Source organism: Marinomonas sp. ef1 (assembly GCF_002806845.1).
Classification (GTDB): domain Bacteria; phylum Pseudomonadota; class Gammaproteobacteria; order Pseudomonadales; family Marinomonadaceae; genus Marinomonas; species Marinomonas polaris.
On sequence record NZ_NHTT01000009.1, the window covers coordinates 90721 to 112673 of the forward strand.

The 21953-nt window shown below is 41.8% G+C and carries 20 protein-coding genes; 10 read left to right on the forward strand and 10 right to left on the reverse strand.

All coding sequences use genetic code 11. From position 1 onward, the window contains the following. Nucleotides 1-201 precede the first annotated feature (201 nt). Nucleotides 202-783 carry a HupE/UreJ family protein gene (locus CCS02_RS14100; protein WP_100636907.1) on the forward strand — a complete coding sequence of 194 codons (582 nt, stop codon included), beginning with the start codon at nucleotides 202-204 and terminating at the stop codon, nucleotides 781-783. Between the two features lie 213 nt (nucleotides 784-996). After that, the gene (locus CCS02_RS14105) at nucleotides 997-3192 is read left to right on the forward strand and encodes a bifunctional diguanylate cyclase/phosphodiesterase (protein ID WP_100636908.1); all 2196 of its coding nucleotides are present in this window, start codon (nucleotides 997-999) and stop codon (nucleotides 3190-3192) included. 107 nt (nucleotides 3193-3299) lie between these two features. Here CCS02_RS14105 and CCS02_RS14110 read toward each other — a convergent pair whose 3' ends face one another. The 5 genes from CCS02_RS14110 to ectA form a co-directional block, all read right to left on the reverse strand. Continuing rightward, complete coding sequence (locus CCS02_RS14110; protein ID WP_072839565.1) at nucleotides 3300-4742, reverse strand: aspartate kinase; 1443 nt, start codon at nucleotides 4740-4742, stop codon at nucleotides 3300-3302. 93 nt (nucleotides 4743-4835) lie between these two features. Next, nucleotides 4836-5858: an ectoine hydroxylase gene (gene thpD / locus CCS02_RS14115; protein WP_269800431.1), complete on the reverse strand. Its 1023-nt coding sequence runs from the start codon at nucleotides 5856-5858 to the stop codon at nucleotides 4836-4838. Nucleotides 5859-5921: 63 nt separating this feature from the next. Continuing rightward, entirely contained in the window at nucleotides 5922-6311 is a 390-nt protein-coding gene (locus tag CCS02_RS14120) for an ectoine synthase (RefSeq protein WP_012068875.1), read from the reverse strand. A gap of 148 nt (nucleotides 6312-6459) precedes the next feature. Next, nucleotides 6460-7773, reverse strand: coding sequence for a diaminobutyrate--2-oxoglutarate transaminase (gene ectB, locus CCS02_RS14125; RefSeq protein WP_100185963.1), 1314 nt, complete (start codon nucleotides 7771-7773; stop codon nucleotides 6460-6462). Between the two features lie 152 nt (nucleotides 7774-7925). Further along, nucleotides 7926-8453 carry a diaminobutyrate acetyltransferase gene (ectA, locus tag CCS02_RS14130; protein ID WP_232728885.1) on the reverse strand — a complete coding sequence of 176 codons (528 nt, stop codon included), beginning with the start codon at nucleotides 8451-8453 and terminating at the stop codon, nucleotides 7926-7928. 446 nt (nucleotides 8454-8899) lie between these two features. On the opposite strand from ectA, the gene CCS02_RS14135 reads away from it, so the two are divergent. Beyond that, nucleotides 8900-10258: a sodium-dependent transporter gene (locus tag CCS02_RS14135; protein WP_100636910.1), complete on the forward strand. Its 1359-nt coding sequence runs from the start codon at nucleotides 8900-8902 to the stop codon at nucleotides 10256-10258. Between the two features lie 117 nt (nucleotides 10259-10375). Here the strand turns inward: CCS02_RS14135 and CCS02_RS14140 are convergent, their stop codons facing one another. Both CCS02_RS14140 and CCS02_RS14145 read right to left on the reverse strand, forming a co-directional pair. Next, the gene (locus CCS02_RS14140; RefSeq protein ID WP_100636911.1) at nucleotides 10376-10615 is read right to left on the reverse strand and encodes a DUF2061 domain-containing protein; all 240 of its coding nucleotides are present in this window, start codon (nucleotides 10613-10615) and stop codon (nucleotides 10376-10378) included. A gap of 95 nt (nucleotides 10616-10710) precedes the next feature. After that, nucleotides 10711-11637 (reverse strand): MerR family transcriptional regulator, encoded by a 927-nt coding sequence (locus CCS02_RS14145; RefSeq protein ID WP_232728886.1) that lies wholly within the window; start codon nucleotides 11635-11637, stop codon nucleotides 10711-10713. 187 nt (nucleotides 11638-11824) lie between these two features. Here CCS02_RS14145 and CCS02_RS14150 point away from each other — a divergent pair, with 187 nt between their 5' ends. The 4 genes from CCS02_RS14150 to CCS02_RS14165 all read left to right on the forward strand — a co-directional run bounded on the left by CCS02_RS14150 (nucleotide 11825) and on the right by CCS02_RS14165 (nucleotide 15919). Continuing rightward, nucleotides 11825-12838 carry an NAD(P)/FAD-dependent oxidoreductase gene (locus tag CCS02_RS14150; protein WP_100636913.1) on the forward strand — a complete coding sequence of 338 codons (1014 nt, stop codon included), beginning with the start codon at nucleotides 11825-11827 and terminating at the stop codon, nucleotides 12836-12838. A 32-nt stretch (nucleotides 12839-12870) separates the two neighbouring features. Then, nucleotides 12871-13851: a YbgA family protein gene (locus tag CCS02_RS14155; RefSeq protein WP_100636914.1), complete on the forward strand. Its 981-nt coding sequence runs from the start codon at nucleotides 12871-12873 to the stop codon at nucleotides 13849-13851. 14 nt (nucleotides 13852-13865) lie between these two features. Beyond that, on the forward strand, nucleotides 13866-15278 hold the full coding sequence (gene phrB, locus CCS02_RS14160) for a deoxyribodipyrimidine photo-lyase (RefSeq protein WP_100636915.1): 1413 nt from the start codon (nucleotides 13866-13868) through the stop codon (nucleotides 15276-15278). A gap of 152 nt (nucleotides 15279-15430) precedes the next feature. Beyond that, nucleotides 15431-15919: a MarR family winged helix-turn-helix transcriptional regulator gene (locus tag CCS02_RS14165; RefSeq protein ID WP_072839556.1), complete on the forward strand. Its 489-nt coding sequence runs from the start codon at nucleotides 15431-15433 to the stop codon at nucleotides 15917-15919. Between the two features lie 71 nt (nucleotides 15920-15990). On the opposite strand, the gene dapB is transcribed toward CCS02_RS14165, so the two are convergent. From dapB to pomA, 3 genes are all read right to left on the reverse strand, one after another. Further along, nucleotides 15991-16791 (reverse strand): 4-hydroxy-tetrahydrodipicolinate reductase, encoded by an 801-nt coding sequence (gene dapB, locus CCS02_RS14170; protein WP_100185957.1) that lies wholly within the window; start codon nucleotides 16789-16791, stop codon nucleotides 15991-15993. Nucleotides 16792-16928: 137 nt separating this feature from the next. Beyond that, nucleotides 16929-17921 carry a flagellar motor protein MotB gene (locus CCS02_RS14175; RefSeq protein ID WP_100185956.1) on the reverse strand — a complete coding sequence of 331 codons (993 nt, stop codon included), beginning with the start codon at nucleotides 17919-17921 and terminating at the stop codon, nucleotides 16929-16931. 26 nt (nucleotides 17922-17947) lie between these two features. Continuing rightward, nucleotides 17948-18703 (reverse strand): flagellar motor protein PomA, encoded by a 756-nt coding sequence (gene pomA / locus CCS02_RS14180; RefSeq protein ID WP_072839553.1) that lies wholly within the window; start codon nucleotides 18701-18703, stop codon nucleotides 17948-17950. Nucleotides 18704-18877: 174 nt separating this feature from the next. On the opposite strand from pomA, the gene CCS02_RS14185 reads away from it, so the two are divergent. Genes CCS02_RS14185 through dxs form a run of 3 tightly spaced genes read left to right on the forward strand, consistent with a single transcriptional unit; the run spans nucleotide 18878 to nucleotide 21918 of the window. Then, the gene (locus tag CCS02_RS14185) at nucleotides 18878-19120 is read left to right on the forward strand and encodes an exodeoxyribonuclease VII small subunit (RefSeq protein ID WP_072839552.1); all 243 of its coding nucleotides are present in this window, start codon (nucleotides 18878-18880) and stop codon (nucleotides 19118-19120) included. Further along, nucleotides 19117-19998, forward strand: a complete 882-nt coding sequence (gene ispA, locus CCS02_RS14190) for a (2E,6E)-farnesyl diphosphate synthase (protein ID WP_100636916.1) — start codon at nucleotides 19117-19119, stop codon at nucleotides 19996-19998. The genes CCS02_RS14185 and ispA overlap by 4 nt, the downstream gene beginning before the upstream one ends. A 51-nt stretch (nucleotides 19999-20049) precedes the next feature. Beyond that, entirely contained in the window at nucleotides 20050-21918 is a 1869-nt protein-coding gene (gene dxs, locus CCS02_RS14195; protein ID WP_100636958.1) for a 1-deoxy-D-xylulose-5-phosphate synthase, read from the forward strand. Nucleotides 21919-21953 lie beyond the last annotated feature (35 nt).

The following is a 21953-nucleotide window of genomic DNA, read 5'->3' on the forward strand; positions in this document are numbered from 1 at the left end:
AATAATATAACAAAGAGAAGTCCCTTTTATCTCAACTTTTCTTATGTAAACAGAATATTTCGTTACCTATTGGCAACATCATTCAATTTACCCTAACTGTGGGTATGTTAGAATTCTCGCTTCCAGCCGCAAGAGCGGTGGTTTAGAGAAGACTATTTTGTAAGGTCTTTCATACTCATATACTTTTTTGGAGACAACACCATGCGTTCATCGCTTAAAATGGGATTAGCCGCACTTGTTGCCGCAATACCAGCTCTTGCATCTGCTCACCCAGGACACGAACACTCAACCAGTTTCATGACAGGCTTCATGCACCCTATGGGTGGCTTGGATCATTTATTGGCTATGCTAGCCATTGGCCTTTGGGCTGCTAGCCTTGGCGGTCGTGCTTTGTGGGCTGTGCCTGCGGCTTTTGTTGGTACTATGTTGGTTGGTGGCGGTTTAGCTGTTGCTGGCGTTCAAGTTCCTTTCATCGAGCAAGGTATTGTCTTGTCTGTGATTCTAATGGGGGCTTTGTTAGTTGGTGCTGCACGTTTCCCTGTTACCGTTTGTGCTGGTATTGCTGGCTTATTCGCTCTTTTTCACGGCGCTGCACACGGTTTAGAAATGCCATTAGATGCTAATGGCGCAGAATACGCACTGGGGTTTGCTGCAGCAACAGCACTATTGCATGTTGCTGGTATCGGTTTTGGTATGGCTGTTGCCCGCTTCCAAGCACCTATTGTGACTCGCGTAACAGGTAGTCTAATTGCTATCGCTGGATTATTTTTAGCGCTAGCATAAGCTTAGCGACCACTGCTTTGTCTACAAAAAAAACAGTGGTCGCTTCCTTCTACAGGAAATATTTTCCTACTAAGCCTCTCAACCAGTCATCACTCAAGCTCCAATGCTTTTACTCTAATACCGATTATTCAGGCTTACAAAAAAACTAAATACTAATAAAGAATTTATCTGTATTATTTTCGGTATATTTTTTATCAAGTGAAGGATCGTTAGTTGAAGAAAGCAGAGTTTAAGCAGCCTTCCGCCTTATTTTTTTCATTCGTTGCTTTCTTCATTATTGCTTTTTGTGGGGGCTATTGGACTCAGTCAACAAACAAATCCATAGTGAATCAGCAACAGTCTCTTTTAAGTGGCATATCTAGAACACAAGCATCCGTTCTAGAAAGACGACTTTCGTCTGCCTTCACCTCAGCACAAATTCTAGCTTATGAAGTAGAACAAAATGGCGGTAGCGGTGAGTGGTTTCCTAATTATGCAAACAAGCTAATCGAGTCAATCGGTGGTATTGAAAACCTTCAGCTTGCGCCCGATGGTGTTATTTCTGATATCTATCCTCTGAAAGGAAACGAAAACGCCATAGGGTTTAACGTCATATCAACACCTGGCTTTAAAGAAGAGGCTATGCTGTCTGTTAAAAATCATCAGATGTTTGTCATAGGTCCGGTCGCATTAGTTCAAGGTGGCGTTGCCGTCATCAGTCGAGCCCCTATTTTCTTGCATAAAGGAACACAAAGAGAGCTATTCTGGGGCTTTGCTTCAGCAGTTATTTATTTAGACAATTTATTAGAAGCAACACAATTAAAACAACTAGAAAGTGAGGGTTATCAGTATAGCCTGTCAAGAAAGCATGCTGCGACAAAGGAAATCATCGTTTTATCAGACTCAGTTACACCACTTTCTGATATTCAAGCTTCGACAAATCTAATTCTGCCAGTGGGCACTTGGACTCTGCGAATAAGCCGAGCATTAGACACACAGTTAAAACAGCGAAAGATAACTGGCTATGCCATCAGCTTTGCGGTGGCATTTTTACTCTCTCTTGCTTTATATGCCATCCTAATCCAGCCATTAAAACTCAGAAAATTAGTCAAAGAAAAAACCGCAGAACTTCAAGAGCTCGCCTATAAAGACCCGTTAACTGGCTTGCCAAATCGACGTTTTTTACAAGATAGCTTACCCAAGACCCTGCATAACAACCAGAGGCGTAAACGGATATCTGCTTTTATCTATTTCGATCTAGATAACTTTAAACGCATTAATGACACCATCGGACACGATGTTGGGGACCAAGTACTTGTTATTGTTGGAGACAGATTAAACAAACTAAAAGCCATGTCTGATCTTGTTGTACGCTTGGGTGGTGATGAATTTGGGATCCTACTGGGGGACATTGGCGATGAAAAACAAGCTAGTGAACAAGCGAATCGAATACTAGAGAGCATTCGAACTCCCATTAAAATGGATTCACGAGAGTATATTTTAAGCACGTCATTGGGTATCGCGATGATTCCAGAGCATGGTTATGATCTAGTCACCATCATGCAAAATGCCGACATGGCACTGTATCAAGCTAAGCTAAAGGGTAAAAATCAGTATGCTTTTTATACTGAAAAAATGAAGATCAGCACGCATAACTTAATTAAAGCGGAAGAAGATTTAACGCTTGCGTTACAAAGAAATGAATTTGAAATGTATTACCAGCCACAATTTAATATTCGCACCAATCGTGTCTTTGGTGCTGAAGCACTAATTCGCTGGAACCACCCAGAAAAAGGTGTAATTTTCCCTAATGACTTCATTCCTCTCGCGGAAAGCACAGGAAAAATTGTTGAATTGGGCTATTGGGTTCTGGAAAGTAGTATCGCTTACCTAGCAAAGCGAAAACAGGAAGGTAGACCTGATATTCTATTACATATCAATCTTGCGTCAGAACAATTATCAGATCCTCACTTTGTAGCTTTAGTCCAAGAGCTGCTTGGAAAATATCAAGTGCCGGCTCATTTAATTGGTTTTGAAATCACTGAAACCTCTATTCTTGAAGACATACATCTCGCTAGATATTTGTTACAAACACTAAAAGACATGGGTATTTGTATCGCTATTGATGATTTTGGCACTGGGTATTCATCGCTATCTCAACTTAAAAACCTTCCTGTAGATTTGCTAAAAATTGATCGTAGTTTTGTGATGGATTTAGAGAATGATCCAGATGATCGCAAAATCGTCGAAGCGATCATTGCCATGGCTCATAAACTCAATATCAAAGTATTAGCGGAAGGTGTAGAAACTAGAGAACAATGGAAAATGCTGGCGGCGTTCCAATGTGATTTTGGCCAAGGCTATTATGTTAGCAAGGCGGTAACAGCCGATGAGTTTAACAAAGGCTCTCCGATTGTTCATAAGGATTAGCATGTTTTCTTGCTAATGCTCGCAAAATCCCCAAACTTTAAACGACCACAAAAAAGCCCCAATTATCATCATAGATACTTGGGGCTTTAAATAACCATACAGCTTAATTAAGAAGCTAAGCAGATCGCTCGACCATGGTTATGAACCTCAACCAATTCTTTATGAAGGCTGCAGATTGCTTTTTCGTAATCTTCTTCATCAACAACAAACTGCATATCTACCTGGCGCATAGATTGGTGCATAGCCAATACGTTGACGTTTTGCTCTGCAATAGCTTTTACCGCCTTCGCTAGCATACCTGTGGTTTTCATATCGCTACCAATGGCAGAAACAATTGCTACTTTACGTTGTGTAATTTCAGCATCCGCAAAGCGCTCATGCAATACTCTCATGACACGCTTCAAGGTTTTCAGGTTGATCGCCAAATAGTGTGTAATGGTGTTCGCATTAATATCTTTAGCGATAATATGAGCGTGAAATTGTCTTAATACTTTAAGAATATCCACATCAAATTTATCAATATCACCGGCCATGTCTTGATCGAATAGTTCTACGGCAAATACACCACGACAACCCGCAATGATCTCAACACATGGCGCATCACTTACGTAATCACCGGTGATAAGCGTACCTGTATGTTCTGGCTCAAAAGTATTTTTCACACGCAATGAGATACCACTTTGACGCAAACCTTTTGCTGCTTTGGGATGGATAGCTTCCATACCAAGATTAGCAAGCTGATCGGCTACATCGTAGTTGGTTCGACCAATTGGCACGGCCTTGCTTTCACCAACTAAACGAGGATCAGCACTGCTTAGGTGGAACTCTTTATGAATCACAGCTTCATGAGCTTCAGTCAAAACCGCAATTCGGCTGAACGTCATTTCACTATAGCCACGATCAAAAGTAGACATTAGACCTGTTTCGCTGTGAGCATAACCTGTAGCGATCGGAAGTTCTTTGCTCAAATCAACGTCTTTAAATGCATCTAAGATACGCTCATCAAGCGACATGTGGCTTGGGCTATTCCAACCAGTCAAGTCAACGAACACAGCATTCACGCCATCGCGTTGTAACAAGTGTGCTGTATTCCAAGCACTGTGCGCTTCACCAAGACTAGCAAGCATTTCTCGTACAGTAGCAAGATGCTCGCTAATCGAAAAATGACCGTGCTGACAAAGGCGATGTAGGTCTTCAAGACACTCTTGTGCTTCTTGCAAACGGCTATTTAAAAATGCGTCTGCTTTATGGCGCAATTCACCCGCTTCGAACAAGCTATGGTTAATTTCTAACATAGCCGTGCGAACATCTTGTAATGCTGGGAACCAGTTGTTTTGCTTACGCTCTTGAGCGAATAAAGCAAATACACCAGCATCACCCGTTTTCTTGTGCTCTAACAGCTTATCGGTCATACCAGCATAAGCAGAAACAACAAAAACACGTTGGTACATGTTGTTCACTAAAGTGGGTTTGAAAATTATATTATCTCTAACTGAACGGTAGTCACTCATAGACGTACCGCCAATTTTTTCAACTGTATGTTGTCCCATCATTTTTCCAATATGTTAAGGGGCTAAAAGCCAACTTATGCCGAAATCCAAAACTGCCGCTATATTGTCATAAGGTTGCGGAAAATTTAAGCATTAATCGCTTTTTTTAAGCGCTTTAATCGACTTCCTAGCCGCGATGTATTCAGGCCTTGGAGTCGTGTTACCAAATGGCGAAGCTACACGATTCGACAAAGCGTTGTAGACAAAAAATAAATTCGAACGAGGCGATGATGTAATATTACCGTTTGAACCATGCAACACATTGCAATCAAACAAAATAATTCTGCCTGGTTGACCAACTGCAGCTTCAATGCCATTTTTTTCAATTAATGACCGTAAGGAAGCATCATCTGGAACGCCTACCTCTTGCGTTTTAAGAGAAGAAAGATAGTTGTTTTCCGGTGTTTCTCCGACACAGGATATATAAGTAAGATGTGAGCCGGGAATCAACAGTAAGGGGCCGTTGTGGTAATCGTTAGGGGTCAATGTAATTGACATACTCAAGGCTCTCATACGTGGCATACCATCTTCCACATGCCATGTTTCAAAATCTGAATGCCAATAAAACTCCTTACCGCGAAAACCCGGCTTGTAGTTCAATCGCGTCTGATGAAGATAAACTTCATCACCTAAAAGATACTCTGCGATTCGAACTAATCTTGGATCTTCAGCCACACCTTGAATAAAAGCATCTAGTTTATGTACATCAAATACTGAGCGAATATCTCCACTACTGGATTCTGTAACGCTTTCTTCGCGTTGCTTGATCTCGCCATCATCACGTAAATACTGCATATGTTTCTGCATATTAATGACTTCTTCGTCACTAAAAATATCATCCAAAAACAAAAAACCTTTCTTTTCGTATTGATCTAAAAGCGCCTCTTCAAGAGGCGCTTTTTGTCGATAATTAGAGTAGATAATAGGATCTTGGCGCTTGATATGCATAGGTTCTGAATAGATTCTGGATGGATATTGATCTTGCTTAATCTCATCAGAACTCAGTGAATCTACACTATTTTTATCAGAAAATTTTGAACTGAAAAGCTTCTGCTTAGCAACTTTCTGATTAGTAAAGTCATCATATAAATATTCAGATGCTAGAACCGATGACATAATCGCGACTCCTTATTATCTCCTTACCGTTAACGACATGATCTGATAAATAGCTTTCTAGGCTTACTCTAGAATTTCGTAAGCACCTTCTGAGTTGTGTACTTCTTTACCCGTAATTGGCGGATTAAAGACACAAGCCAGTTTCAATTCTTTAAAAGCTCGCAAGGTATGTGCATCATGTTTATCAAGCACATATACAACACCCGGTTTAATATGGTGTTTTTGACCTGTTTCACGGCTTTCTACTTCGCCTTCACCAGAAATGCAGTACACAGATTCAAGGTGATTTTGATAATGCATATCAAAATCTTTGCCTTCATAAATAGTGGTTATGTGGAAAGAAAACCCCATATTGTCTTCTTTTAACAAAAGACGTGTGCTTTCCCAATTACCATCTGGGGACACAACACGGCGTTCGGTTTTTTCACATTCTGCTAAATCACGTGCAAACATTCTTTTCTCCTTATGATCCGAAGATCGCTTAAATGCCGATAAAGAGTTACCGGAAGAAACTTGAGGTTTTTGACTTACTATTTGCTTCACTCAAGCATGTGACAAAAGCCACCCTCAAAATAAGAAGGCGGCTTTTATAGAAGAGGAACTAGACAGCGATGTCGTAGTTCTCATCAAAGTAGCTTTTTGCTTCTGGCATATCATCTTCTTTGGCGCATACGTCACGAATGGCACGTTCTAGAATATCAATACCTTGTTTTAGATCTTCGTCACTAATAATAAGAGGACAAAGGAATTTCACTACTTGATCATCTGCACCAGAGGTTTCGATCATCAAACCATTTTGGAAACATTTTTTGGTAATCTTGCCAGCTAATTCACCGCTTACACAGTTGATGCCACGCATCATGCCTCGACCTTGAAGTGTGAAGTTACCTTCACCAAATTCATTGACGATGGCTTGTGTACGCTCATGAATATACTCACCTTTACGTTTAATCTCTTTTTCAAACGCATCATCTTTCCAGTAAGTTTCAATAGCTACTTTTGCAGTAACGAATGCAAGGTTATTACCACGGAAAGTACCGTTATGCTCGCCTGGTTTCCACTCATCCAATTCAGGACGCATTAGAACGACAGCAAATGGCAAACCGTAACCGCTCAATGATTTTGACATGGTAACAATGTCAGGTTTAATACCAGCGTCTTCAAAGCTGAAGAAAGTACCAGTACGACCACAACCTGCTTGAATATCATCGACGATCAATAGAACACCGTGTTTTTTGCAAACTGCCTCTAAGTTCTGTAACCAACCAAAGCTTGCAGCATTAATACCACCCTCACCTTGAACCGTTTCAACAATTACAGCTGCAGGTGTATCAACACCACTACTAGAGTCTGACAATACTTTGTCTAGGTATTCAGTTGTTTCAATGCCTTCACCCAAATAGCCATCAAACGGTACGGTAGAAACACCAGCACCAAGGCTAGTACCCGCTGCGCCACGATGATGTGAGTTACCCGTTACCGATAATGCACCCAAGCTACAACCATGGAAACCATTAGTAAAACTAATAATATTTTCACGACCAGTTACGTTACGAGCTAGCTTAAGCGCTGCTTCAACCGCATTCGTACCAGTAGGTCCAGTAAACTGCACCATGTACTCTAGATCACGAGGTTCAAGAATATGCTTTTTGAATACTTCAAGAAATTCGCCCTTGGCTTTGGTGTGCATATCTAGACCATGTGTAATGCCGTCGTCTAGTATGTATTCCACTAATTTTTCTTTAAAGATAGGGTTATTGTGACCATAGTTCAATGTACCTGCACCCGCCAAGAAATCTAGATATTTGTTACCTTCTTGATCGAATAAATACGCGCCTTGTGCACGGTGAAAAACACGTGGAAAAGAGCGTGCGTAAGATTGTACTTCTGATTCGATTTCGTCAAAAATTTTCATATTGTTATCATCCTTTAAGTTCATAGATAGTAATTTCAGTACGAGGATAGAAAGCAAAAACTGAGTGTGAAAATATGATTTTCTGACTCATCGCATTCCTAACTCGCTGCATATAAATTCGTTGAGCTTGTGAATTCATATGGCTTTTTGATTTATAGGCTTCTTAATTTATGGGCTTTTTTATTTACGGGAAATGGACCAATCCTGACTAGGTACTCGGTATCATGCTGTCCTTTGAAGTGATCCTGCTTATCAAACATCACAGATTCTTCTAAAGGAGCCTCTAGCTGGTCAGCAAGACGACGAAACAAAGCCCAAGAACCTTCATTTGATGCCGTAATGCTTGTTTCTATGTAACGCACACCTGAACAGCTGGATCGTTCAAGCAATGATGAAACCATTTTTTTCGCCAAGCCTTGGCCGCGAGCTTTTTCACTAACAGCAACTTGCCAAACAAACAGTGTATCTATTTGGTTAGGAATAATATAACCAGAGACAAACCCCAACATTTCACCGCCTTCAAGGCTAGCCGCGACCGACGTTTCTCTAAAATGGCTAGCTTGCAGCAAATTACAATATACCGAATTGGTGTCTAATGGCGGACAAGATGCCACCAACTGATTTACTGCCATTCCATCTATCGCACTAGGTTTAGTAAACACAATTTTTTCTGAATTCATAATCACATCCATTAGAAAACAAAGCATTATTAACCAGCTAATTTTACAAATCATGTAACTATAAATAACTATAATGACTGATTTATATGAAGTTAATGTTACTTAACTGATTTTTAAAATCAAATTGATTTGATGTCTAATCATTCTACCTGAAAGTAATATCAAGTCCAGACTTTTATTTAGAGGACTAACCATTACAACCATAACATTTCCCTTAAAGCTAGACAGGCTATAGGATGAAAAGCACACACTAAATAGCGAAAAACATCATAAAAGAACATTTTTAGTTGCATATCCGCATCGAAATTCGGAAAATCCCGCCCCTATTCGGAGTTTTGCTTATCAGCATTCATTCATGCTGGTGAAGTGGGAAGCATTGGTATGGGTAAAAAAACCAGCTCCGATCGCTGTTTATATATTTTGCTTTCAATTATTTAGAGATAACTATGACAAATAAAACATCTATCCAAGGCTCGTGGGCGAGTCGATGGATATTCATTTTAGCGGCAACAGGTTCCGCTGTAGGCTTAGGCAACATCTGGAAATTCCCTTACATCACTGGAGAAAACGGTGGTGGGGCATTTGTTCTTGTTTATTTGGTTTGCATCTTGCTGGTCGGCATTCCAATCATGATGGCTGAAGTGTTTATTGGTCGTCGTGCGCGCAAAAACCCTATAGACGCTTTAAGTGACGTCGCTGAAGAATCTGGAAGCTCCAAATCTTGGGGGTTAATCGGTTTAATGGGAATGCTGTCTGGCGTTCTTATCTTTTCATTTTATTCTGTTGTTGGTGGCTGGGTACTTTATTACATTAAAGTCATGCTAACAGGTGAAATGAATGGCATTTCCTCTGATGATGCTGGTGCAGCCTTCGGCGCGCTCCTTGCTGACCCTGCAACACTTTTAGCTTGGCATACACTGTTCAGCATTATGACGGTAGTTGTGGTTGCTGCGGGCATCAATAAAGGCATTGAAACTGCGACTCGCATTATGATGCCAGCCTTGTTTGTACTGCTAATTATCCTACTTGGCTATGCGATGACCACTGGCGGTTTTGCGCAAGGTTGGAATTTCATGTTCGAGTTTGACTTCAGCAAGTTAACCTGGAACGCAGCTTTGATTGCATTAGGCCATTCGTTCTTCACCCTATCTTTGGGTATGGGCACCATCATGGCTTATGGCTCTTACATGACCAAAGATGCGTCCATCGGTAAGACTGTATTGGCTATCGGTGCACTGGATACGCTGGTCGCTTTGGTTGCTGGCTTAGCCATCTTCCCAATTATCTTCTCTAACGGTATGGATCCTGCGGCAGGTCCGGGCTTGATGTTTATTTCTTTGCCAGTTGCCTTTGGTCAAATGCCTTTCGGTCAGTTGTTTGGTGTTTTATTCTTTGTCTTAGTCGGCGTAGCTGCATGGACCTCTGCGATTTCCTTGCTAGAACCTACGGTTGCCTTCTTGGTTGAGCGCTTCAAAATGAAGCGTATCACAGCGTCTATTGGCTTAGGCATCGTGGTGTGGGGATTAGGCATTGCATGTCTAGGTTCATTCAGCTTTATGTCTGATGTAACCCTCTTCGGCAAAAATACTTTCGATTTCTTAGACTACATTACAGCAAACATCATGCTGCCATTAGGCGGAATTTTGATTGCACTGTTTGCAGGATGGATCGTTAAGAACAAGTTTGCAAAAGACGAACTAAACTTGTCAGACACTGTATTTAAACTATGGAATTTTTCGATGAAGTTCACCGCGCCAATCGCGGTTGCTGTTGTGCTGTACTTCTTGATAAATCCTATGAAATAACACTTAAATAATTTAAGTGTTATTAATCTAGCTTTAATACAGATACCGAACCCCACTAGCGTACTGTGCCGGTGGGGTTTCTTTTTATAGAGACTGAAAACCTGTAGAGACTGAAAATCACATCGATCTTAACGCGTAATTTTCCCCTGCTGCTTGAATTGTCTTACTCAATTCAGACGCAACGTCAGCTTGTTGAACTTTATTCCAAACAATCTCATGAAAATAAAATGCTACGGTATTAATCGAAGGCTCTACGATTGCCACTAAACCACCTACTAACAAACTCCCCGTAATGAGATACGCAACAGAGAATGCTATTGAAAAGTGCATAATTGCAAAAGTCATTGTTTTAGCCATGTTGAATCCCCTTCTTTCTTTAGTTTGATTAAAAGAAGAGTAAGTCAGACCAATCTATAAGAAAAATATATTATAGATATACATCTAATAGTTTTCTACTTTGAAATCTTCTCCATGAAATCGATCACACCTTCCAACGCCTCAGAGTAGACTTTAACCTTTCCAAGATCCGTTACATCAGAGTTATGAGCAGCCAACCAAAAACTCGCACCAATCACTGCAACTGGCAGCTGCCATTGCTGCATTTGATTAATCAACTCCTCCGCTTTATTGACCAATTCATTTTCACAAAAAACCAATACAGATTGGGCCTGAACACCTTCAACCAAGCTAGACCAATCGTTACTATGCTGTGTATTTGGAACGACACAACAAGACAAACCTTTGTCTAATAAAATAGCTGCTGCCATGAAGCACCAAAGGCTGCGCTGGGAAACTAATCCGGTAATCAACACCTTAGGCGCATTCTTCTGCTGCGTTTTAAAATTACTTACACGAGCGATTAAACACGACAGCACCACTGACTCACAAAATGCCAAGGCAGCACCTTTCCCCAACTGTTCGAAGCTTGGTAACAACCAATCTCGTATAGCGATTTCAGCAGGATATTGAGAAAAAATTTGCTGGTACATCTGCTCAATTTTATCTTCTTGAAAAGCCCTTGCCACTTTTACCAAGGACTCTTGCCATTCCAACCATTCGTTTGACGGAACAACGCCATCGAACGTCGCGCCTTTCTCCAGCAAAGCTCGCACCTTACTGACAGCCACACCCTGTTGAATCCAGCGTAATATAGCTTCTACGCGCTGCACATCGCCTTGATCATATAATCGATGACCCTTGTCAGTGCGCTTTGGCTTTAACAAGCCGTAACGTCGCTCCCAAGCTCTCAATGTGACGGAGTTCACCCCAGTTCTTAAGGATAACTCGCGAATGGGAAAATATTCAGAGCCGTCCAATAGCGCTAATTCATCTAAAGGCTCTTGGTTTTTTGCTTCCGCATTTTGATTTGACTGACTCATACATTTTTCCAATAAATCATCATTCATCTAAGGCAATAAACCCATTGTGACCTAAACTTCTATAACAACAAAAAACCAAACCATCAAAAAAAAACTATACAAATATTTTTTTGTACAAGTAGTTGCTTTTCTTATACGATTTTCTATATTGTATAAGAAAAGCAACATAAACACTGGGAAAAATAAGATGAACACATTAACTACCGGTCAAATTCACACTCCAACCTTTGACATCGCCATTGTTGGCGCAGGTCTGGCTGGCTGCTTGTGTGCGCATTTGCTCTCCCAGTCAGGCCAATCCGTTTGCGTAATAGACAAAAGCCGCGGCAGTGGTGGTCGAGCTAGCAGCAAAAAACTAGAAGGCGACATCAGTTGTGATCTCGGTACGCCTTATGTTGTTGCTAAGCACCCAGACATACTTAATCTGTTCAAACAACTTACCAAAGAACATGTGGCAGCCCCATGGAAACAGCTTAGTAAAGCGGGCTCACAAGCCTTTGTTGGTGTACCAAAAATGAGCGCCATCACTCGTCACTGGGTTCAAAATGCCAGCTTCATTACTAACACTCGTATTCACCATTTGGATCAGATAACACAACAAGGCGATGATCAGCCAAACTGGTTATTAAGAGATGATAAATATCAGCCTGTCGTGATTGCAAAAAAAATAATCATCGCAGCGCCAGCGCCACAAGCAGCTTCAATACTGTCTTCACACGAGAAACTAGCCGTGCTGCTACTGAGAGCAAATCAGGCTAGCGCGTCTTATCAATCACAGTGGGCTATGTGGTTAGAAACAGAATCTTGCGATTTAAATGCACTGATTGAACCTAAAAACTCCCCAATCAAACGCATGATAAAAGACAACTACAAGCCAATGCGCCACAGTGAAAAAGTCGACCGCTGGGTCATCCATACGGATTCTAACTGGACGAAGCAACACCTAGATTCAGATAAAGAATGGATCACTCAAACTTTGCTGCAAGCTTTTGCCGAAATAACCGAACACAGGATTTTAAAACATAGCGAGCCGCATCGTTGGTTTTTCAGCCGATTTGCCGAAAATAAAGGTAATAATCCCTTTGCTTGGTCGCCTGAGCACAATGTAGGACTAATCGGTGACTGGTTATGCCAAGGCGATGCAGAAGGCGCATTACTCAGCGCAATGTCTCTCATTAATCATATTAAAGATTCAAAATAGAACAATGACGTTGTCCATTGGAGGACTTATCTATGCCGCATTCTCAACCATCACCAGATCAGCTAACACATAAGATTCCTGTCGGAATTAGTGCCTGTTTATTAGGTGAAAACGTACGCTACAACGGTGGACACAGTCATTCCGATTATTGCGACAAAGTACTAAGCCATTATTTTGATTATCAAAAATTCTGCCCTGAAGTTGCTGCTGGATTTGGTACGCCTCGCCCAACACTTCGCTTAGAAGGCAATCCAGACGAACCAAGAATGGTCTTCAGCAAAAACTCTGAAGAAGATGTTTCTGACGTATTCATGGCTGCGTCTAACAAGTATCTGGAAAATCTATCGCATTTGGATGGCTACATCTTGATGAAAAAATCCCCAAGCTGCGGTATGGAACGTATCAAGGTTTATCAAGAAAATGGTCATCCTCACATGCAAAGAAGTGCAGGTCTTTTTACCAAAGCACTGCAACAGCGCTATCCATTATTGCCAGTGGAAGAAGATGGTCGTTTGAATGACCCAGCGTTAAGAGAGAATTTTTTATTACGCGTTTTTACCCATCACGATTTTCGTCACAGTATGGGCGAAGACGCTCGGATGAAAGACCTTATTGCTTTCCATAGCCGCTATAAATATATGGTCATGGCGCATTCTCAACCGATTTATCGCAAACTAGGACGTATGCTTTCAGGTAATGATCCAAGACCTTTTAACGAATTAAAAACAGCGTACTTTGAAACCTTGATGACAACACTCTCAAAACCAGCAGAGCGTAAAAATCATTGCAATGTACTCATGCATCTTGTGGGTTATTTAAAGCACGCTGTGGATGTGTCCGTTCGAAAAGATATTTTGGATGTGGTTGAGCAGTACCGCCGTGGCGAAGTTAATCTTGCCACACCTGTCACCTTGCTCCATCACTATCTAAAACATTACGGCAGTGAATACATCAACGAGCAAAGCTATTTCATCCCATATCCATCGCCTCTTGGCATCCGTAATACGGTTTAAGGTAACGCAGTAGAATGAAGATTACACATCTGGTTTGGTTAAGAAACGACCTTCGCTGTCTAGATAATCCAGCTCTTTATTTTGCTTCTTTAGAAGCGAATTCAGCTAAAGAAAGCATTGCCGTTATTATTACTCCCACACCTGCACAGTGGGTACAACATAACGAATCAGGCGCTAAAACAGGGCTTCGTGCTGGACTAATCAAAAACTTAGCAAAGACGCTGGCAACGCTTGGCATTCCACTGCATATCCTTGAGGCTAAAACCTTTGATCAGCTTCCGGATATAATCACAGAATATTGTCTAAGTAATAATATCAAACACCTTTGGTTTAACCGCGATCTGCCTATTCACGAGCAACAGCGCGATAAAGCAGTATGCGAGCAATTGCAACAACACCAAATTAGTGCTCATGTTCAGGCGACAGATATTATTGTTCCCCAAGATGTACTTAGCCAGCAAGGCACACCATTCAAGGTCTTCACGCCCTTCTTTAATCGATGGGTAGGCATGCTCGCTCAGCAAGATATAACGCCCCTACCAGCGCCTGAGCCACAGGCTAAAGCGTTGCCAGAACCCAATTTGGATCTGACATGGGAGAAACCATTTCGAGACGATTTATGGCCTGCCGATCACGATACAGCCAAACAAAAACTTTGGCAGTTCTGTCACCACAAAGAACACCATTACCAAGAAGGCAGAGACTATCCGATTGAACCTGCTACCAGCACTTTATCACCTTATCTTGCACTTGGAGCTTTGGGCCCAAGACAATGCTTGGAAGCGATTTTCTACATATGTAATCAAGAGGAAAGACGTTGGCAAGACAGCATTTGGTTAAAGGAACTCGCATGGCGAGATTTCTACCGTCAACTGATGTCACACTTTCCTTTTCTTTGTAAAAGCCAGCCGTTTAAAGCGGAAACAACCGCGTTGATTTGGCGACAAAACGAAGAAGAGTTTCAGGCATGGTGCGAAGGTAGAACAGGTTTTCCTATTGTTGATGCCGCTATGCGTCAGCTTAACCAAACCGGTTGGATGCACAACCGCTTAAGAATGGTGGCTGCTAGCTTCTTTACCAAACTTATGTTTGCAGACTGGCGCAGAGGCGAAGCCTATTTTATGAGCAAATTGATCGATGGTGAATTCGCTGCAAACAATGGCGGCTGGCAATGGAGCGCATCAACAGGATGTGATGCTGCGCCCTACTTCCGTGTTTTCAATCCAACCAGACAATCGCAAACCTATGATAAGAACGGTGATTTCATTCGACGTTTTGTGCCTGAACTCGCCAAGCTAGATGCAAAGTCCATTCATGATCCAAAACCGGAACAAAGAAAACAATGCCATTACCCAAAGCCAATTATCGACTATAAACCTGCAAGACTAGCGGCTATCAAGGCATTTGATGAATTAAAAGGACGTTAGGCTAGGCGTGTTTTTCTAGTAACCATTTCAAGCATGTTGGCAAAACAGAAAAATACACCTATACTTTGAGCTGTAATATTTCTCAAACTAAGCTTTTACAGATCAAAACAAAATCATACAATCCGTAAAATTTTTTGGATTAATTAATTGCTATGCCTGATTCACCACAACACTTACACGATGTTCTTGTCCACTTACGACGCATTATCCGTGCTACAGATCTACAATCTAAGCGCGTTGTAAAGGCCTGTGGATTAACAATTCCTCAAATCATGGTGCTTCGCTCTATTGAAGAACTGGGCGATGTGACTGTACGAAAAATCTCTGACAGTGTGTCCCTCAGTCAAGCGACTGTGACGACCATACTTAACCGCCTAGAAGATAGGAAATACGTGGAGCGTGTTAGAGCTCAGAAAGACAAACGTATCGTTAATGCTCGCTTAACTTCCTCAGGCATGGAAATACTAAAAACCACGCCACCGCTTCTGCATGAAAAATTCATCGATGAATTTGATTCTCTAGAAGGCTGGGAACAGACTCAAGTACTCTCTTCTTTACAGCGCATCGCCATGATGATGGACGCAGAGAATCTAGATGCTGCACCTTTACTGGATATCAATTCACCTGATGCGTTAGTTTAAAAGTGAACTCAACTAATCAAAATGGCCGCTAATTAGCGGCCATTTTGATTTAATGCAATACCATCAAACCATTATTTTAAATTCAGCACATCCTGCATATCATACATACCAGCTGACTTACCTTCCAACCAACCTGCTGCACGCACTGCACCTTTAGCAAAAGTCATACGGCTACTTGCCTTGTGAACAATCTCAATACGCTCACCTTCAGTTGCAAACCACACACTGTGCTCTCCAACCACATCGCCAGCGCGAATGGTTTCAAAGCCAATTTCTTTTTGAGTACGGGCACCAGTCTGACCTTCTCGGCCATAAACTGCACAATCTTTTAAATTGCGCCCTAACGCTTCAGCAACCACTTCACCCATACGCAGTGCCGTACCAGAAGGAGAATCTACTTTGTGACGATGATGAGCTTCGACAATTTCCACATCATATTCATCGCCCAAAATCCTTGCAGCAGTAGCAAGCAGCTTAAGGGTTAAATTCACACCAACACTCATATTAGGAGCAAAAACAACCGAAGACTGCTGAGCAGCCTCGTTTAACTTCGCTTTTTCAGCGTCATTTAGACCAGTTGTTCCAACCACGATGGCTTTTTTGTGTTTAGCACAGAAAGCAGCATTTTCTAAAGTTAACGAGGGAGTTGTGAAATCAATCAAAACATCAAAATCATTTACACAATCAGCTAATGAAGCAACGGCTGCAACACCCAACTTACCAACACCAGCAATCTCACCTGCATCTGCACCAATCAAGCTACTACCAGGCTTTAAAATAGCCGCGCCTAAGGATACACCTTCGGCATCATGAATGGCGGTGATTAGATTTTTTCCCATGCGCCCTGATGCGCCAATGACTGCTACTCGCATTTATCTACTTCCTCAATTTTGTCTGCGCAAACCATAACAAAAATTCACTTGAATCTCAGCATTAAAAATCAATAAGACCTACTGCAAAGTATAAAAAAGGAGCCGAGGCTCCTTTTTTATACTAATAGGCAAGTTGATTAAAATATTTCGTTTGGTTTCAGCTCATCAACCATATTTCGATCAAATTCAATAACACCATCTGACGGTATCTCGTCTACCGTATTACGCATTTTCGGGCGAGATGTATCATTTTGCTTAACAATAATCTCTACACGTCGGTTAGTCGCACGATTCGCAGGCGTATCATTGGGCACCAGAGGACGTGTATCAGCATAACCAGTTACAGCAAATCGACCTTGATCAAGTTGCCCGGTAGAAAACAGCTCCTCAGCCACAGAAATAGCTCGCGCCGATGACAATTGCCAATTCGAACGGAATCGACTACTTGCTATAGGAATATTATCAGTGTGTCCTTCTACCGAAATAGTACCTTGAATTCCAACAAGTACATCACGAATCAAGTCAATAACCGGAATGAAATCATAATTTAATTCAGCAGAACCCGACTTAAATGACCCCTGATCCTTTATCCGAATAGTAATAGTCTGTTCTTGTGTTTCAATTTCCACCGTACCTTTTGAAATCTCTTCTCGCATCACAGAGGCTATCATTTGAGCATCGCCTTCTGTTTCTTGAATTTTCTTCTCTTTTTCAAGATCAGCTTTAGATTTATCGACAAAGGTTACTGGTGCAGGTGAACCTGAATTACTTTGCTCTTTTAGTTCTGCATCACCAGGCTTACAAATAACTTCAAGCGTATTTTCAGGTGTACTGTCTGCTTTTTGTTTAACTTCATTAATTGGTGTCGGTTCAGGACGACCAGGGCTAAACTCCTGTGCAATCACAGAGGTTCCCATAGGAATAGATTCCGCTTCAACTTCACGCTGTACACCAAATGCCACTTTCAATGATCCTGCAAGTTGCTTAAATTTCAAAACATCCATTTCAGCGAATGACAGCAAAAGTACAAAGAAACACATCAACAAAGACATGAGATCCGCAAAAGTTCCCATGTAAGCAGGTAAACCCTCTACACATTCGGGGCAATCTGACTCTTCTTCATCACTCATTATCGAATCCGTTTACAACTAAAATATTATTCACGCTCAATTCGCTTACCTTCTGCTATGTAAGTCTTCAGTGCGCCATCCAAAATACGAGGGTTCTGACCAGACTGGATAGCAAGCAAGGCATCCAAAATCAACTTCTGACAGGTTAATTCTTCATCAGCACGAATATTCAACTTCGCCTGTATAGGTAAACACACCATGTTGGCTAGCATGGCGCCATAAAGAGTGGTCAACAAGGCAACAGCCATTGCAGGGCCGATTGCTTTTGGGTCTGACATGTTTGCCAACATCTGCACCAATCCAACCAATGTTCCTATCATCCCCATCGCAGGACCCACATCACCAAAAGCTTTAAATACTTTCGCTCCAGCACTATGCCGGTAATAAGATTGGTTCATATCTTTAGATAGTTGACTTCTCACAACATTACCGTCGTGACCATCCACCAGCATTTGAATGCCTTTTGATAAAAATGGATGACTTACTTCTTTACCTTCTAACGAAAGCAAACCACCTTTACGCGCTTCATCAGCTAAACCGTAGATTTCATCGATCAATGTGTCTAACGGAATGCTTTTAAACATAAAGGCTTTTGCCGCAATTTTGCCTGCGCTAAGAAATTGACTTAAAGGATATTGCATCAAAACAACAAAGGTAGAACCAACTAATACAATCAGCGTTGACGCAGTGTCGATGAACATCCCTGCTGACCCACCGACAAAAATAGCGGCAATAATTACTATAAAAGATCCAACAAGTCCTATTAACGTTGCGATATCCACACACGTCTCCTAACAAAAAAGCTATAATACTACCGATACATTTTAATGATTCTATACGAAACAAAGCGGAAGAATGACATCTTCTTACATGATTTTTGTAATTTTCGTTAACACGTCCTCGAACAGTAGGTCATTTTCTGTTACAAAACGTAGGTTCAAACAAGAGTAATCATCATGTCTAGAAAAACCAATGTCCGTCATTTTGAAGAAAACCTCAGCGAATTAGATACGCTAGTCACTCAGCTTGAGTCTAATCAGCTTTCTCTTGAAGAGGCACTAAAAGCCTTTGAAAAAGGTGTTAAACTTAGTCAAGAATGTCAGTCTGTTCTCACCCAAGCTGAGCAAAAAGTTCAAATACTGTTGGAAAAACAAGATGGTGAGCACCTAGAAACTTTTGACCCGGAATTAAATTCGTGACTTTAGACGATTTTTCTCAATATGCTCGCCATAGAGTTGATGACTACCTTACACACAGTTTAGGCCAATACGAACCCGCTACTCATCTACAAAGTGCCATGGCATATAGCCTATTCAATGGTGGTAAACGCGTTCGCCCTATGTTGACCTATGCTGCCGCATCCTTATTTGGCGAAGCTAACAATCTTACTGACGCCAGTGCAGCGGCGATTGAATCAATCCATGCCTATTCCTTGATTCATGATGATTTACCTGCCATGGATGACGACGATCTACGTCGCGGCAAACCCACTTGCCACATACAGTTCGATGAAGCGACAGCCATACTTGCTGGTGATGCACTGCAGACTTTTGCCTTTGAATTATTGAGTGACTCGAAACATCAAAACACTAAAGTGCAACTACAATTGATTCAAGAACTTGTTCACGCTTCTGGTCGTCATGGCATGGTTGCAGGACAAATGATTGATTTGGCCAATGTTGGCAACAACATCAATATTGATGAACTTGAGCAAATGCACCAACATAAAACGGGCGCACTTATTCGAGCTAGTATTCGTATGGGAGCTATCAGTACTGGTGCAAAAAGCGAAGCAGATTTTGCTGCTCTAGATGCTTATGCCGTAGCAATTGGCCTAGCTTTTCAAGTTCAAGACGACATCATTGATATCACCAGTGATACAACAACGCTAGGCAAAACTCAGTTCTCGGATGAAGAGGCAAACAAACCAACTTATCCTAAGCTGCTTGGTTTAGCTGGTGCTCAAGCGCTAGCTCAAAGCCTACATAGCCAAGCCATTACAGCGATTTCGCCATTTGGTGACGCCGCTCAGCCTTTAGTTGAGCTTGCGAACTATATTATTGGTCGTAACCACTGATATACTTACCCGCTTTTTTTAGATTAATTAAATGTGACCAAACCTGTGCCGATGTTCGAAGAGATACCTACTGCGCGACCTGACACGCCGCTACTTGATGAAGTCAACTCACCAGCTGACTTACGCGCCTTTAAAAAAGAGCAATTGCCAGCTCTTGTCCGCGAATTACGAGAGTTCATGCTTTACAGTGTTGGACAAACTGGCGGTCATTTTGGCGCAGGTCTTGGTGTCGTAGAACTTACAGTTGCCCTGCATTATTTATACAACACACCAGAAGATCGCATTGTTTGGGATGTAGGTCATCAAGCCTACCCCCATAAAATTTTAACAGGTCGTCGTGAGGCTTTGCTCAACATTCGTCAAGAAAACGGTATATCCGGTTTCCCAAAACGCGATGAAAGTGAATACGATACTTTTGGTGTTGGTCATTCAAGTACGTCTATTGGTGCTGCGCTGGGTATGTCTCTTGCTGCACGACAACTAAAAACTGGCCGCAAAGCTGTTGCTATCATTGGCGACGGCGCTATGTCTGCTGGCATGTCATTCGAGGCACTTAATCACGCAGGTGATGTTAAAGCTGATATGTTGGTCATTTTAAATGACAACGAAATGTCCATATCAAAACCAGTTGGCGCGCTATCCAGTTATTTTGCTCGCATTTGGGCTAGCAAGACCTACGACAATATTAGAGAAGGTGGTAGAAAAGTCTTCTCAGGCTTACCTTCTGCATTAGAGCTCGCTCGTAAAGCCGAAGAACATATGAAAGGCATGGTATCGCCAGGAATGATGTTTGAAGAGTTAGGTTTTAACTATATAGGGCCAATTGATGGTCACGATATGGATCACTTATTAACCACTATATCTAACTTAAAAGATCGAAAAGGTCCTCAATTCCTTCATGTCATCACAAAAAAAGGTAAAGGCTTTGAGCCAGCTGAAGGTGATCCAATTGGCTATCACGCTATTAATAAAATCGAACCGGATCCAAAACCTAACGTAGAAAAAAGCAAACTGCCAAAATACTGCAATGTCTTTGGTAAATGGGTATGTGATGCGGCAGAACAAGACGATAAGCTTGTCGCCATTACTCCTGCAATGAAAGAAGGCTCAGATCTAATTGATTTTGCTGATCGCTTTCCAGAAAGATACTTTGACGTTGCTATCGCAGAACAACACGCAGTGACATTAGCTGCTGGCATGGCATGCGATGGAGTTAAACCCGTTGTTGCGATTTACTCGACCTTCCTACAGCGTGCTTACGATCAGCTTATTCACGATGTGGCTCTACAAAACCTTGATGTCTTGTTTGCCATTGATCGAGCAGGTTTAGTCGGCGAAGACGGTCCAACTCATGCTGGTGTTTACGATTTAAGCTATCTTCGTTGTATTCCAAACATGGTTGTTATGGCTCCGTCAGACGAAGACGAATGCCGTAAAATGCTACAAACAGGCTATGAATACAAAGGCCCAGCTGCAGTACGTTATCCTCGAGGAACAGGCCAAGGCGTCGACATTGAATCAACATTGAGCACACTTAAAATAGGTAAGTCTCGTACGCTACGAACAGGGCAATCTGGTATAGTTATCTGTGGTTTTGGTCGCCCTACTTACGATGCGCTACAAGCAGCGGATAAGTTAGACGCAACCTTGCTCGATATGCGCTTTGTTAAACCAATTGATGAGGAAGCGCTACTGGCTCATCGTGGGGCAAAACTTATCGTGACCGTTGAAGAAAACGCCATCATGGGCGGAGCTGGATCAGCAGTTAGTGAGTTCCTACTTGCGAATAACATAAACATTCCAACGCTTCACCTTGGTCTTCCAGATCAATATGAAGAACATGCTAGCCATGCTTCCATGCTAAAACGTGTTGGATTGGATGCCGAAGGAATTTTACGTAGCATTCAAAACAAACTATAAAATCATTCTCTATTGCATCCCATATAAAAACCACG